Raw genomic sequence first — 13,659 nt, 5'->3', positions numbered from 1 at the left:
GGCCCGCCCAGACCCACCCAAGGCCATGGTGTGGCGGCAACCGCCGACCACGAAGAGAACCATGAGCCCGGCGTGGTCGATCACACGTTCGACGCTTGACGGCAGCAATTAGAGAACGTCACGGGACACGACCAAAGTCCATCGCGAAGAAGGGGCTCGATCGGAGGCACAAAATGGTACACACTGATGTGACACAACGCCTCTGCGCCACGCTGTAAGCTGCCGATTTCCTGCGGTTCCGGCTGGTCTGGTTGGGACTCCTGGCGTCCCAACTCACAGTTTAAGCGCCATAGCAGGACTTTGTTCTTTGGCATGTGGATCGGTAATGCGCCGTCTTCCGCCTCATCCCGGATTCCCCCTTCACCACGGCAAGTCATATTGCCGCTGGATCGCTGCTAGGAGGCGACCTCTTGGATGATCTGCTGGACTCGCTTGGCGAGCCACAGATGGGCCCGCATTAGCCGCTCGGCGTCGGGCAAGGCACGGTGGCGCACGCTGTCGTCGTCGCGCAGGCGCCAGATGCGACCCGCGATCAGCTGTTGCCGCAGCCGCTCCGCCTCGCCGGGCGCAAAGCAGGACGGATCGAGCGACAAGAGGCGGCTGGCCTCCGTCCACGCCGCCTCGGCCGCATCGAGCAGCCGCGGCCCACGCTCCGGCATGACGCCTTCCGGCGTCTCGCTCTCGAACAGCCGCGCGATCCAGTGTCCGTCCATCAGCGGCGCATCGGACAGCAGCACGTAGCGTCGCGCGAGCCGCCGCAGGATCGCGGCCACCTCAGCAACGGGAAGGCCCGCCTCCAGCTCCGCGCGCCCGATCCCGTGCACCGCCGCGGATCGCTCGTCCCAATCCGTCCAGTCTGGCGCTGGGCGGATCAGGCAGCGTCCGCTTTCGTCCGTTTCCGCCGCCCAGCCCAGCTCGATCGGCACGCTTGCCTCGGACAGCGAAGTCGCCTCGAGATCGATGCAGCAAACGGGCTTGCCCATGTCTTGCTCCTCCCACCAGCGCGGACCCGCCGGAGCCGTGCGGCGAGCGTCGTGTTTGCGGCACGATGCCACTCAGCGGAGGCTTGGCACGTCCGCCGTGGCTGAAATGCTTGGGCCGTGTCGGTCCAACGCCAAGGCGCCTACTCCTCCAAGGCGCCCCCGGCAGCGGCACTGGCAGGGGGGATGGTCTGGCGCTCCCCCCCTCCCCGGCCCGGTGTCGCGATCGCCCGCTGGACGTCCTCGGCGGAAAGCCGCCCCTTCTCGCGAAGTTGTTGAGCCAGGTGCTGCAAGGCAGTCTGGTGGGGCGCGAGCGTGTCGAGGGCCAGGGCATGGGCCACGTGGAGTTCCGCAGCAACGACTTGCCACAGCGCGGGATCACTGCGCAGCGCGTCGATCATCTCGCGGCGGCCGTGCCGACCCAGCCAGACGAGTTCGTGTCCGCGGGACGGCGTGCCCAAACCGTCCATCATCACAGCCCGCGCCGTGGTCGCGGTCGCGAGGGCGAGGTCCGAGCCCTCGCCGCCACCCGCCCCGGCTGAGACTTCGCCCAGCGCCAGGGCCTCGGCGGCGCGACCCCCGAGCTTGATCGCAAGCAAGCGACGCAGCCGAGGGGACGTGAGCACGAGAGGCTGGGCCAGCGCGTCGTCCAGCCGCCAGGCGACGAAGCCCCGGACACCCTCGTCGCCCAGTTCCGCCGGCTCACGCGCGAGCCGCGTGTCGCCGAGCAGGTCCGGCTCCAGCACTGCGGCCACCACGGCGTGGCCAGCCTCGTGCAGGGCGATCCGGAGCAGATCGTCCTCCGGCCAAGGCGGTGGCGGCGGCCCGATCGCCGCCTGAAAGTCGGCCACGGCCAAGGGCCGCCGCTCGGCCCGGGCGCGGCGCCGGGCGTCGCGGGCCCAGAGCTCCACGGCGGCTCCGGTGGCACGGCGCCCGAGCGCAGCGACCGCCAGCGCCTCCACCTCCTCGGGCGCGAAGTGCAGCGGGGCGGCCGCCTGGCGCAGCAGCGCCACCAGGCCGGCGTGGTCCGGCAGCGGCACCGCCAACAGGCGCTCGAGACGGCCGGGCCGGAGGATCGCCGGATCGAGGTGGGTGGCGTCGTTGCAAGTGCCGAGCACGACGACGCCCTCGCGCGACAGCGCCCCATCCAGCAGCTCGAGCAGCCCGTTGACCACTTGCGTGGAGTAATCGCGGTGATGGGCAGGCAGCTCCGTGCGAGCCGTGAAGCTGTCGATCTCGTCGATCAGCAGGATGGACGGTGCCGCTCGGCGGGCCTGGGTGAACGTCGCTTGCATCGCACCAAGCAGGGTGCCGAGATGGCCGTCCCGGGCGCCCTGCCATTGCTGCAGCGAACTGGCGACCAGCGGGAGGCCGGCTGAGGCGGCGACGGCGCGCGCCAGGCTGGTCTTGCCGGTGCCCGGCGGGCCCACGAGCACGGCGCCGCGGTCGATCTCGAGCCAGGGCAGCATTCCGGCGCGGTAGGCTTGGAGATCCGCGACCAGGCGTCGGGCCCACTCTCCCGCCGGGCCCAAGCCGTGCAGAGGGAGGCTGAGGCGGGGGCCGATAGTCCTGCGGCCCCCGCCTAGGCACAGCCTCACCGCTTGGTGCGGGGGCGGGTCGGGGGAGTGGGGCGACGCCGCGGGCGACCGCTCGGGGTGGTGGGCTGGGTCGGGGATTAGTCTGAGCGGGTCTGAACCGAGCGCTTCTTGGGCGTGCTGGCCGGGCGAGGCTCGAAGAGGTGCTCGTCGGAGGGGGTGTGGCCCACGCGAGGCTGCCGCGCGATGAAGTCGACCACGCTCTCCGAGGTGACCAGAATGCGGGTCCCAATCCAACGACCATCGAGTTCCGTCGCGTAGACGAACTCACGCACCGAGGTTTCCGCAACACTCATCAGACGAGCCGTATCCGGCACCGTCAGCAGCAGCGGGAGGGAGGGCGGAAGTGAAGAAGATGACGAGGGCATCAGGGATTTCCTTGGTTTCGTCTCCTCAACCTCCGTCGACTCAAGCCTGATTTTCAACCTCACGCGGCATTTTTCTTGGCTAGGAACATTACTTAATCACACATCAGCCTGATGACTGCGTTGCCTCCTCGCGTGAAAGGCCGGAGCCCGACCAGCTAGCGACCTTCGACCCGCAGGTGATCGCCAAAGTCCCGGCGCCGCTCTCCAGGCTTCGACGACAGAATCGTGTCTCTACACGCCCGCGGCATGAGCACGCGGGCCACCTATGCCGCCAGAAGGTGAAGCACGATCTCTTCGACATGGCGCGGCGCAAAGGGCTTGGCGACTAGGGGCCAATCCGGGAAGCGCAGTCGCGTGGACTCTATCCGCTCGTCCGTTGTCAGTACGGTCGGCACCTTCCGCTGCGCTAGTTCGGTCAGCAAGTCGCCATGACCCCGCTTGTGGGCGATGTCGGCATCGATGAGCGCAGCGGTCGGCGAGCCTTGTTGCAGCTCCACTATCGCTTCCGGAGCATGGAGAAAGGGGCCGAGCACGGAGAAGCCCTGCCCGATGAGGCGACCCTGTGCAGGTCTGGCGGCTCCGCTCTCTAGGTCAAAGTTGCGCCATTGGGAGACTTGACCGTCATCCATGCGCTAGCCTTCCTATACCTTGACAAACTTTACTCCGCAGCCATGAAACGATGCGAAGATAGCTGTTGCAAGTGCATCCTCCCTCATAAGTTGCACTGAATTGTTTCTTTGGCGGATTGGGCCCCGCTCGGACGTCTTCTGTGGTCACCGAGGCCCCCGCGCCAAAGGTCACTTGATTGGGAGTGGGGTGGTCAGACACGGGGAGGGGCTTGTCCCTCAGAGCCCCTCAGTTTCGAGACGTGTAGCGGCGGGTGCCCTCGGGAGAGATGTAGAAGCGCCCACCCTTTGGTCCGACACAGGGAGCTGCCCTCGTGCAGTTCTCCTGAACCTTTACGGCGGGCGCTGAGGAGCGTGGCAGATAGCTACGCCGTCCATCAGGCGTGAAGAAATAGACCCCGCCCTGCGGCCCGGTGCAGGGCGCAGCCTGGGTGCAGTTGCCTTGCTGCTGAATGGGGCGCGACTGCGCGACAGCGTCGTCAGACCAAAGGATTGTCACGAGAAGCGTGAAGGCAAACGCCTGGCAAAACTGCATAAGGTCCCCCATAAGGATGACGATATGGGAGAGTAGAATGCAACTTATGCTGGCATCAACTACATCATTCGCTACCTGGCCCTGACTCCTGAAACTGATCCGACCGGCGCGCAAGTTTTTCGGGCACGCTGAACCCCTGAGGAGGGGGAAGGTGCCATGAATCAGAAGCGCTACCCGGACGAGATGGGGTATTCGGCTCGCGGAGCTGGGACCTGACGTTTCTGCCGGTCAAGGGACCAGACTGATGCTGCGGGCCGATGGGGCTGCAGGCATCAGGAGGTCATGATGGGCTACTACGTTGGTCTGGCCGCCTCCTTGGAGATGACGTCGATCTGCATCGTTGCGGCGGACGGCAAGGTGCTGCGAGAGGGCAAGGCGCTCAGCGAACCGCAGGCGGTGATTGCATTCCTCAGGGATAGTGGCCTCGCCTTCGAACGAGTGGGTCTCGAGGCGGGCGCCCTGTCGGAGTGGCTTGCGGTGGCGCTGACAGATGCCGGCTTTCCCGTGGTCTGCATGGAGGCGCGGCAGGTCAAGGCGGCCTTGTCGGCGATGACGGTCAAGACCGACCGGCACGACGCCCGCGGCATCGCCCAGATTGCCCGGACCGGCTGGTTCAAGGCTGTGCATGTGAAAAGCGCCGGGAGCCAGGAACAGCGGACCCTGCTTGGGGCACGCCGGCGCCCGGCAGCGCATCGAGGAATGGAGGTGCCACTACAACGAGGAACGACCACACTCGGCACTGGGAAACTTGACCCCGGCAGCCTTCGCCAACCAAGCTCAACCCGCCCGAGGACTTGCGTAGACCCCGGACCAGAGTTCGGGGCAGGACCATCAGCCCGAGCACTTGCGTAGACCCCGGACCAGAGTTGGGGGCAGGACCACCTAGCCGGGCTCCTCTCATAATACCGGTCGAAATACCCGGGGCGGACCAAAGGTGCGCTCAACGGCATGAAGGTCATGTCATGGCCGCCCGCCATTCAGGCTGAATCTGCCGAATCAATGGCTTCCGGACCTGCTGACCAGATCGTGATCATAGTGTCGTGCTCCTTTGCCGAGGCGATGGAACGATCAGCTCGGCAGTGGATGCGGCTGCGTTGCACGCGCAGGATGATGGTTGACGTGCGACCCCGCACTCTATGACACTAACTATGCGGTAAGCGTTGCCAGCGGATTGGCATGATGGGCTTGGCACGCAACTGCGGCCCCGCCCGATGTTGGTCGGAGGTGGCGAGGATTACCGAGCGCGGCGTCCTCTGCAGGGTCCGACAACCCCTGGGAAAGCGTGGCCGGATCGGCAGCGCTTTGCCGGAGGCTGCCGAGAGCATCGCGATTCACCTGACGGAGGAGCGCCCATGAGCGAGAACTCGGCATCAGCGAGCGACTACTGGAAGGCCAATCTGCGGCTGGTCCGGAATTGTCTCATCATATGGTTTCTGGCCTCCTTTGGCTTCGGCATACTCCTCCGCCCGCTCCTATCTGGCATTCGCATCGGTGGCACTGATGTCGGCTTCTGGTTCGCGCAGCAGGGCTCGATCTTAATATTCCTGGCGCTGATCTTCTATTACGCTTGGCGAATGAACAGGATCGACCGTCGGTTCGGCGTCGAAGAGAATTGAAGCGGAGGGCGGCGCCATGGACCAGCAAACCTTAATTTATCTAGTCGTCGGCGCGAGCTTCGCGCTCTATCTCGGAATCGCCGTTTGGGCCCGAGCTGGCACGACGGGCGAGTTCTACACGGCGGGCGGTGGCGTGCCGCCGGTCACGAACGGCATGGCGACGGCGGCGGACTGGATGTCCGCAGCATCCTTCATCTCCATGGCTGGGCTGATCGCCTTCGTCGGCTACGACAACTCCACTTACCTGATGGGCTGGACCGGCGGGTACGTGCTGCTGGCCATGCTGCTCGCGCCCTATCTCCGAAAGTTCGGCAAGTTCACCGTGCCAGACTTTATTGGCGATCGTTTCTATTCGCAGACCGCACGGCTCGTCGGGGTGGTTTGCCTCGTCGTGATCTCCGTCACGTATGTGATCGGGCAGATGACCGGCGTCGGCGTGACCTTCGCGCGCTTCCTGCAGGTCTCGACCACCACAGGCCTCTTCATCGGCTCGGCGGTGGTGTTCGCCTATGCCGTGCTCGGCGGCATGAAGGGGATCACCTACACGCAGGTGGCGCAGTACTGCGTGCTGATCACCGCCTATACGATCCCCGCCATCTTCATCTCGCTGCAGCTGACCGGAAACCCGCTACCGCCGCTCGGCCTGTTCTCCGACACGGTACAGGAGGGCGTGCCGATCCTGCAGCGGCTCGACCAGGTGGTGACGGATCTCGGCTTCGGCGCTTACACGGCGCATCGCGACAGCACGCTGAACATGGTGCTGTTCACCATGTCGCTGATGATCGGCACGGCGGGCCTGCCGCACGTCATCATCCGGTTCTTCACCGTGCCCAAGGTTTCGGACGCGCGCTGGTCAGCCGGGTGGGCGCTGGTCTTCATCGCGCTGCTCTACCTGACGGCGCCCGCCGTCGGCGCCATGGCGCGGCTCAACCTCATCAACACCGTCTGGCCCGGCGGGGCCGGCGCCCCCAACGGGGCCCTGGTGTACGAGCAGCGGCCCGACTGGATGCGCACCTGGGAGACCACCGGCCTGCTTCGCTTCGAGGACAGGAACAATGACGGCCGGATCCAGTACTACAACGACCGCAACCCTGCCTTCGCCGATCAGGCGCGGCAGCAGGGGTGGCAGGGCAACGAACTGACGGTGAACGCCGACATCCTCGTGCTGGCGAACCCGGAGATCGCGAACCTGCCGGGGTGGGTGATCGCGCTGGTCGCTGCCGGCGGTCTTGCCGCGGCGCTCTCCACTGCTGCGGGTCTGCTTCTGGCCATCTCCTCGGCCATCTCGCACGACCTCATCAAAGGAGCGTTGAAACCGGACATCTCGGAGCGTGGCGAACTGCTCGCCGCGCGCATCTCCATGGCAGCGGCGATCGCGCTGGCGACTTGGCTCGGACTTAATCCGCCAGGCTTCGCGGCGCAGACGGTGGCACTCGCCTTCGGCCTAGCGGCCGCGACGATCTTCCCTGTGCTGATGATGGGCATCTTCTCGAAGCGCATCAACAACTCGGGCGCTGTCGCGGGGATGCTGGCCGGTCTGTTGTTCACCACGATTTACATCTTCGTCTACAAGGGTTGGTTCTTCATCCCCGGCACGAACCAGTTCCCGGACACGGCCGCGTACTGGGTATTCGGCATCTCGCCGACCTCTGTCGGTACCATCGGGGCGCTGCTGAATTTCGGAGTCGCCTACGCGGTTTCCCGCGTGACGCAGGCGCCACCGGCGGAGATCCAACGGATGGTCGAGAGCATCCGCATCCCGCGCGGTGCAGGAGCCGCGGTGGAGCATTGACGCAGCCAAGGGCAGGGAGGCGCCCTGTCCTTGGTCGCCCATGAAGCGGCGGCGCGCTGATCGGGTGCGCCGCCGGACACGGTCCGGACACCAATGATCTTTCACCTTCTCGGCAGCCTCCTGCTCGGCATCTGCGCGGCGGCCCTGCTGATGCTTTGCTTTCGCGTGTCCGGCCGCCGCGCGCCGCGCTGGTTGCTTCCCGCCTCGGCTGGCGCGGCGATGTTCGGCTTCCATGTCTGGAGCGACTACACTTGGTTCCGCCGCACCGCGGCAGCGCTTCCCTCGCCGATGACCGTCGCGGCGGCCTCGACCAGCGGGACGACCATGCAGCCTTGGACCTACCTGCTCCCCAGGGTCGAGCGCTTCGCGGCGATCGATCCGCGCGCGATCCGCTGGAACGAGCGGGTGCCGGGGCTGCGGCTCACTGAGGTCCATCTCGTGGCCCGCTACATGCCGACGCTTACCACCATGCAGTTCTTCGATTGCGCCGCATCGCGGCGCGCCGATGCGCCGCGCACCCTAGTGCTGGACGCGGAGGGGCGGCCAGCCGGGCTCGACTGGGTCCGGCTCGAATCCGGCGACGCGCTGCTGCGCGCGGTCTGCAGCGCGCCGCTGCCGCTTCAGCCCTCAGCCGCGCCAGGCATGCCCGACAACGGAACGCCGCCCGGCCGATCCTGAGCCGCCGGAGCGGCGACTGGCAACCGGACACGGAAGGTGGCGCCCTCGCCTGGGCGGCTTTCGGCCCAGATGCGACCGCCCACGTGTTCCACGATGCGGCGGCAGATGCTGAGGCCGAGACCCGTTCCGGCGGGGCGGTCTGTCATCACCTCGCCGGACTGGCGGAACTTGTCGAAGATCGCTTCCAAGTCACCGGCCGGGATCCCCCGCCCGTTATCGCGCACCGCCAACTCGATCCAATCCAGGCCGACGTCGAGCGTCACCTCCACGCGGCCGGTTCTCGCGGGCGCGAACTTGGCCGCGTTGGCGAGCAGGTTCACCAGCACCTGCATCAGGCGGTCATGGTCGCCCTGCACGGGCGGCACCTCGGGCGGCAGCCGCGTGGCGACCACGACGCCGTTGTCGCGGAAGATCTGCCCGGTGGAGGCGACCGCCTCCTCCACCACCGCGCGCAGGTCCACGCGCGTGACTTGCCAGTCGACCGCCCCCGCCTCGATCTTTGCCATATCAAGCAGTTGGTTGATCAGGCGGGTCAGCCGTTCGCTCTCCCTGATAACCAGGGCAAGGAATTCCTGTCGCTGCGCCAAGTCGAGATCGGGATCGTCGTAGAGGATCTCGGCAAAGGAGCGCACAGCGGTGAGCGGCGTGCGCAACTCGTGCGTGACCGTCGACAGGAAGTCGTCCTTCAGCCGGTCGAGCTCCCGCAGTCGCTCGTTCGCGGCACGCAACGCGGCGGAGGCCTGCTCCAGCTCGGCGGATTTCTGCTCGAGCCTCCTGCTGTACTCAATGACCTCGGAGGCCTCATCGAGCATGCGCAGCAACTCCGCCGGGTCCATGGCGCCGCCTTGCGAGAGGGACGTCAGCGCGACGCGCGCCGAGGTGGCGCCGATGACGCCCGTGAGAAGGCGTTCGGCGAAGAGCACCAGCTCCCCATCGGCGGGCTCATCGGGGTCCAGCACGATGCCCCGGGAAGCTGCATGCTCCGTAAGCGCGGCCCGGGCGCGCTCGCGGCCGAGTAGGCGGCGAAGGAGGCGCGTCAGCTCGCCGGCCGCGAGGCCCGTGCCTGTCCGGCCACCGCGTGCGCGGGGCGGCTCGCCAAGATGCAGAGCCTCCACGAAGGGAATCGCCTGGGCGCGCTCGGTCCGGCCGGCGCGGTCGAAAAGGGAGACCCCGACGAAGAGCCCGATATTGGCAAGGGCGCTCCAGAAAAGCGAATGGGTCAGCGGGTCCAGCCCCTCCAGCCCGAGCAGCGCATAGGGGCGCAGCAGCTCGACTCCCCAGGGGCCGTCGACCAGGAAGCCCTGCGGCAGCCAGCCCGACCGGGCGAAGGACGGAAGCAGCAGCGTGTAGCCCCAGACCAGCGCGCCCCCCATCAGACCCATGATGGCGCCGCGCCGTGTCGCGCCGGCCCAGAACAGCCCGCCGACGAGGGCTGGGGCGAACTGCGCGACGCCCGCGAAGGAGATCAGCCCGATCGCCACCAGCGCGTAAGCCTCGCCAGCCAGACGGAAGTAGGCGTAGCCCAGCAGCAGGATCACCACGATGGCCACGCGCCGGATCGCCAGCACCGGCAACCGCGGCGAGCCGCCCTGCTCTGGGGCGAGCACGGCGAGCCGCCGGCGCAGCACGGTCGGGATCACCAGGTTGTTCGACACCATGGTGCTGAGCGCGATGGTCTCCACAACGATCATGCCGGCCGCCGCGGAGAGCCCGCCGATGAAGACCAACACCGCGAGCCAGGTCCACCCCTGCACCAGCGGCAGCGCCAGCACAACCATGTCACGATCCGTCGCCGGGTCAGGCAGCAGGACCAGCCCAGCCAGGGCAACCGGCAGCACGAAGATGTTGATCAGCAGCAGGTAGAGGGGAAAGAGCCACATGGCCCTCGGCAGGTGGCGCTCGTCCGTGTTCTCGACGACCAGCATCTGGAACTGCCTCGGCAGGCAGATGATGGCGAGCAGGGCCAGGACCGTCGCGGTAATCCAGCTGCCGTCCTCAAGCAGGGGATCGGCCGTGAGCAGCCGGGCCATCTCGGGCAGAGCGCGGGCCTGCGCGAAGAGGTCGCCCGGCCCTTCGAACAGGCCGAACACGACAAAGGTGCCGAGCGCGAGGAATGCAGCCAACTTGACGACGGATTCGAAGGCGACCGCGATCACCACGCCCGGATGGTGCTCGGCTGCATCCATCTGGCGCGCGCCGAACAGGATGGTGAAGGCCGCCATCAGCAGCGTGGTGTGGAACGCGGTGTCGAGCAGAAATGGGCGCGCTTTCCCCTCCGTGCCCTGGCCCAATCCGGTCAGCAACTCGAAGCTGACCGAAACCGCTTTCAGCTGCAGCGCGATGTAGGGAATGATGACGATCACTGCGAGCGCAGCGACCAGGCCGCCGAGCGCGTGGCTGCGCCCGTACCGCGCGGCAATAAAGTCGGCGATCGAGGCGATGCGCTGCGTTCGCGCCACCAAGACGATTTTGCGCAGCAGCAGCATGCCGAGGATCATCGCCAGCGTCGGACCGAGATAGATCGGCAGGAAGCCGAGTCCGATCGAGGCGGCGCGGCCGACACTCCCGTAGAAGGTCCAGGTGGTGCAGAACACCGCGAGCGAAAGCGCGTAGACGGTTGGGCTGCCGACCAGCCCGCGCGCCGCGCCGCGCGCATGTCGGTCGCCCCACCAGGCGATGGCGAAGAGCAGCAGCAGGTAGGCCAGCGCGATCGCGACCAGCGCCCAGGCCGGCATCAGGTCGCATCCCGCGCGTCCGGCGCCTGCGCCTCGCGCCGCCGCCGACGGCCGCGTCGCTCGGTGTGCAGCGCGAGCAACAGAATCACCGCGGCCCAGGCCACGAAGAGATAAAGGTACAGCGGCGGCCAGATCGCGCCGCTCCCGGCGCTGCCGCCGAAGATCCGCAGGAGCCAGGGACTGAACAGCACGACGGCCAGCAGGCAGAGCGCGACGAGCCGGTCATGACCCCCGCCCTGGCGACTCAAAACACGTGCCCCCTTGCGCGCAGCTCGACCTCCATATTCGACCGGCGGATCGCGTCGTCCAACGTGACGATGCCGCGCTCCTTCAGCATGGCAACCAGCCGCAGGAAGATGCCGGCCGTCGCCATGGCGTCGCCGAGGGCGGAGTGGCGTCCCTGTATGGGGACGCCGAGCCGCGCCGCGAGCGCATCCAGCGCGTGGGCGCCATCGTCACCCTGCAGGTAGCGGGACAGGACCATGGTGTCGAGCACCGGGTTGTCGAAGCGAACGCCGGCGCGCTTCTCCGACATGCGGAGGAATTTCATGTCGAAGGCGGCGTTGTGAGCCACCAGCACCGCTTCGTCGACGAATGCCTTGAAAGTCGGCAGAACCTCCTCCAGCGGCGGGCTCTCGCGCACCATCTCGTCGGTGATGCCATGGAACCGGATGGAGGCGGCGGGGATCGGGCGCTTCGGGTTGACCAGCGCGTCGAAGGTTTCGCCCGTCAGGATGCGGCCGTTCAGGACCCGCACCCCGCCGATCGAGATCAGCGCATCGCCGCCGGAGGGGTTGAGGCCCGTCGTTTCCGTATCGAACACCACGAAGCCTAGCTTGTCGAGCGGAGTGCGGCCGAGCGCACCGGTTGCCAGCGGCTGGTGCAGCAGGTCGAAGTCGAAGAATTCGGGCCGCGCGCCCGCCAGGGCGGGTGCCGCAGCGGCGGGAAGCGGGCTGGCCCCGGGCGCCAGCGGCATGCGCAGGCGCGCACGGCCTTCGCCGAAGGCCTCGCTCCAAAGATCGCTGTGATGGCGCTGCAGGACATCGCCGAGAGTGAGGCCGTCCAGGGCGCCTTCCAGGCGGTCCTCAGACCAGGCGGCGAGCACGTCCGCCGGCACCACCGGGCCTGACCAGGAGAGGTCGAGATACGTTCGTGACGTGCCGGGCTCGGCGCGGATCTCGAAGTCCCGCACTCCGAATTCCTGGCCGGCGCGGTCGACCAAGTGGCCGAACAGCAGCACCAGGCTGTGCCTGTCGCCGTGCAGGGACACGTGCTCCGTCGCAGCCGTGACAACACGACCGCCGCGCGCCGCGCGGAACGCCACCAGCGTGGCCAGGTCGGCCATGTCGAGATCCGCCATCGGCCAGAGGCGGCCGGCGATTCCGCGATATTCGTTGGCGACCGTCTCCAGCCGGGCGGAGAGTGCCTCCGCCTGTTCGAGGATGATGCGCTCGAACTCGGCCCGGCTCTCGGGTGGAAGCTCCGGCGTGTCGGCGAGTGTCTCGGCGGCCGCGCGCAGGTTGGCTACGGGCTGTCGCAGCCCCTCCGTCGCGTCGCGCAGAAGCGCGTCGCAACGTCCGAGCGTCCCGAGTTCGGCCGTCGCATCGGAGAGGGTGAGCACATAGCCGGTGACCTGCTCGCCCGTCACCACCAGCCCCATGCGGCCGCGAAGCAGTGCCTCGCCGTGCGCCGGCGCGGTCAGCACCTGGGCGTGCCGCTCCTCGGCGCCTGGGATGTCCTGGGCCTGAGGCCGGCGCAGCCGTTCCAGCGCGTGCAGGACAGGATCCGGCATCACGAGCTGCAGCAGGTTCCGACCGAGGCCAAGCCCGCCGCGCAGTCCGAGCAGCGCGAGGGTACCGCGGTTGTAGAGCAGGATCTGGTGCTCGAGGTTGCAGACCACCACGCCGTCATGCAGGTCGTTCAGGATCGCGGCGAGCCGACCCTTCTGCTCCTCGACGCGCAGGGTGGACTGCGCCACCGCTTCCTCCACGCGCTGTCCAGCCTGGACCAGCTTCTCGCCCAGCTCGTTCACCGCCTCGGGCAGGGGAGCGAGGGCCGCGTAGCGCTCGGGCGGGATGCGGCTCTCGGCCGTCCCGTGAGCGACGAGACGCGCCTCTGCGGCAAGGGAGCCAAGGCGGCGCAGCAGCATCGCGTCCACCAGCTTCCAGGCGGCGAGGAGGGCGGCGATGACCAGGCCGGCCGCGAGCGCCGCCGCGGTCCCGGGGATGGTCCGGCCGAAGGCAAGCACGGCAAGCACCGCCAGCGCGCCGCCCGAAGCGCCTAGCAGCAGGAATGCCCTGGCAAGCCGACCACGGCCCGGCGTCATGGGGAGGGCGTCGGCCCGCCGAGCCGGCGGCGGACCGTTTCGACCAGCTCCCGAGTGGAGAAAGGTTTGGTGACGTAGTCGCTCGCCCCCAGGGCAAGGCCCTTCTCGCGCTCCACCTCGCGGCCCTTGGCGGTCAGCATGATGATCGGCACGTCGCGCCAGCGGTCCTGCCGCCGAAGCTCCTGGCAGACATCGTAGCCGCTGCGGGCTGGCATCATGGCGTCGAGGATGATGAGATCAGGGCACGCGTCCTCGACCGCCTGAAGCACCTCCTCGCCGTTTCGTGCCACGCGCACCTCGTAGCCCGCCTTCCGCAGCAGCACCTGCAGCGAAAGCAGGATGCTCGGCTCGTCGTCCGCGACCAGGATTCTCTGGCCCATCTGCTTTTGTCTCCTCCCTTGCTCGGCT

11 protein-coding genes and 2 pseudogenes are annotated in these 13,659 nt (G+C 67.7%); 5 read left to right on the top strand and 8 right to left on the bottom strand.

The annotated features are described in order from the left end of the window. Window positions 1-395: 395 nt before the first annotated feature. The 4 genes from OF850_RS08850 to OF850_RS08835 all read right to left on the bottom strand — a co-directional run bounded on the left by OF850_RS08850 (window position 396) and on the right by OF850_RS08835 (window position 3,572). Window positions 396-983, bottom strand: a complete 588-nt coding sequence (locus tag OF850_RS08850) for a 3'-5' exonuclease family protein (protein WP_301589664.1) — start codon at window positions 981-983, stop codon at window positions 396-398. A gap of 140 nt (window positions 984-1,123) precedes the next feature. Then, entirely contained in the window at window positions 1,124-2,449 is a 1,326-nt protein-coding gene (locus OF850_RS08845; protein WP_301589663.1) for an AAA family ATPase, read from the bottom strand. A 206-nt stretch (window positions 2,450-2,655) separates the two neighbouring features. After that, the gene (locus tag OF850_RS08840; protein WP_301589662.1) at window positions 2,656-3,006 is read right to left on the bottom strand and encodes a hypothetical protein; all 351 of its coding nucleotides are present in this window, start codon (window positions 3,004-3,006) and stop codon (window positions 2,656-2,658) included. 200 nt (window positions 3,007-3,206) lie between these two features. Further along, a complete protein-coding gene (locus OF850_RS08835) occupies window positions 3,207-3,572 on the bottom strand; it encodes a response regulator (protein ID WP_301589661.1) in 366 nt (121 codons plus the stop codon). 814 nt (window positions 3,573-4,386) lie between these two features. On the opposite strand from OF850_RS08835, the pseudogene OF850_RS08830 reads away from it, so the two are divergent. The 5 genes and pseudogenes from OF850_RS08830 to OF850_RS08810 form a co-directional block, all read left to right on the top strand. Continuing rightward, window positions 4,387-4,731 (top strand): annotated as a pseudogene (locus OF850_RS08830) (IS110 family transposase); the annotation flags it as partial. A gap of 43 nt (window positions 4,732-4,774) precedes the next feature. Then, window positions 4,775-4,906 (top strand): annotated as a pseudogene (locus tag OF850_RS08825) (integrase core domain-containing protein); the annotation flags it as partial. 550 nt (window positions 4,907-5,456) lie between these two features. Beyond that, a complete protein-coding gene (locus OF850_RS08820; RefSeq protein WP_301589660.1) occupies window positions 5,457-5,720 on the top strand; it encodes a DUF4212 domain-containing protein in 264 nt (87 codons plus the stop codon). 16 nt (window positions 5,721-5,736) lie between these two features. Further along, on the top strand, window positions 5,737-7,512 hold the full coding sequence (locus OF850_RS08815) for a sodium:solute symporter family protein (protein ID WP_301589659.1): 1,776 nt from the start codon (window positions 5,737-5,739) through the stop codon (window positions 7,510-7,512). Window positions 7,513-7,605: 93 nt separating this feature from the next. Further along, window positions 7,606-8,190, top strand: a complete 585-nt coding sequence (locus OF850_RS08810; RefSeq protein WP_301589658.1) for a hypothetical protein — start codon at window positions 7,606-7,608, stop codon at window positions 8,188-8,190. Here OF850_RS08810 and OF850_RS08805 read toward each other — a convergent pair. The 4 genes from OF850_RS08805 to OF850_RS08790 are packed head-to-tail and all read right to left on the bottom strand — an operon-like array spanning window position 8,133 to window position 13,631. Further along, on the bottom strand, window positions 8,133-10,925 hold the full coding sequence (locus OF850_RS08805) for a sensor histidine kinase (RefSeq protein WP_301589657.1): 2,793 nt from the start codon (window positions 10,923-10,925) through the stop codon (window positions 8,133-8,135). The genes OF850_RS08810 and OF850_RS08805 overlap by 58 nt on opposite strands. Then, window positions 10,925-11,173, bottom strand: a complete 249-nt coding sequence (locus OF850_RS08800) for a hypothetical protein (RefSeq protein ID WP_301589656.1) — start codon at window positions 11,171-11,173, stop codon at window positions 10,925-10,927. Before OF850_RS08800 ends, OF850_RS08805 begins: the two co-directional genes overlap by 1 nt. After that, the gene (locus tag OF850_RS08795) at window positions 11,170-13,251 is read right to left on the bottom strand and encodes a 3'-5' exonuclease (protein ID WP_301589655.1); all 2,082 of its coding nucleotides are present in this window, start codon (window positions 13,249-13,251) and stop codon (window positions 11,170-11,172) included. Before OF850_RS08795 ends, OF850_RS08800 begins: the two co-directional genes overlap by 4 nt. After that, window positions 13,248-13,631 carry a response regulator transcription factor gene (locus OF850_RS08790; protein WP_301589654.1) on the bottom strand — a complete coding sequence of 128 codons (384 nt, stop codon included), beginning with the start codon at window positions 13,629-13,631 and terminating at the stop codon, window positions 13,248-13,250. The genes OF850_RS08795 and OF850_RS08790 overlap by 4 nt, the downstream gene beginning before the upstream one ends. Window positions 13,632-13,659: the final 28 nt, after the last annotated feature.

It is taken from the genome of Sabulicella glaciei, assembly GCF_026183895.1.
Lineage (GTDB): Bacteria > Pseudomonadota > Alphaproteobacteria > Acetobacterales > Acetobacteraceae > Roseococcus > Roseococcus glaciei.
Note: the sequence above shows the minus strand (reverse complement) of the source record. Positions and strands in the feature narration are given on the sequence as shown.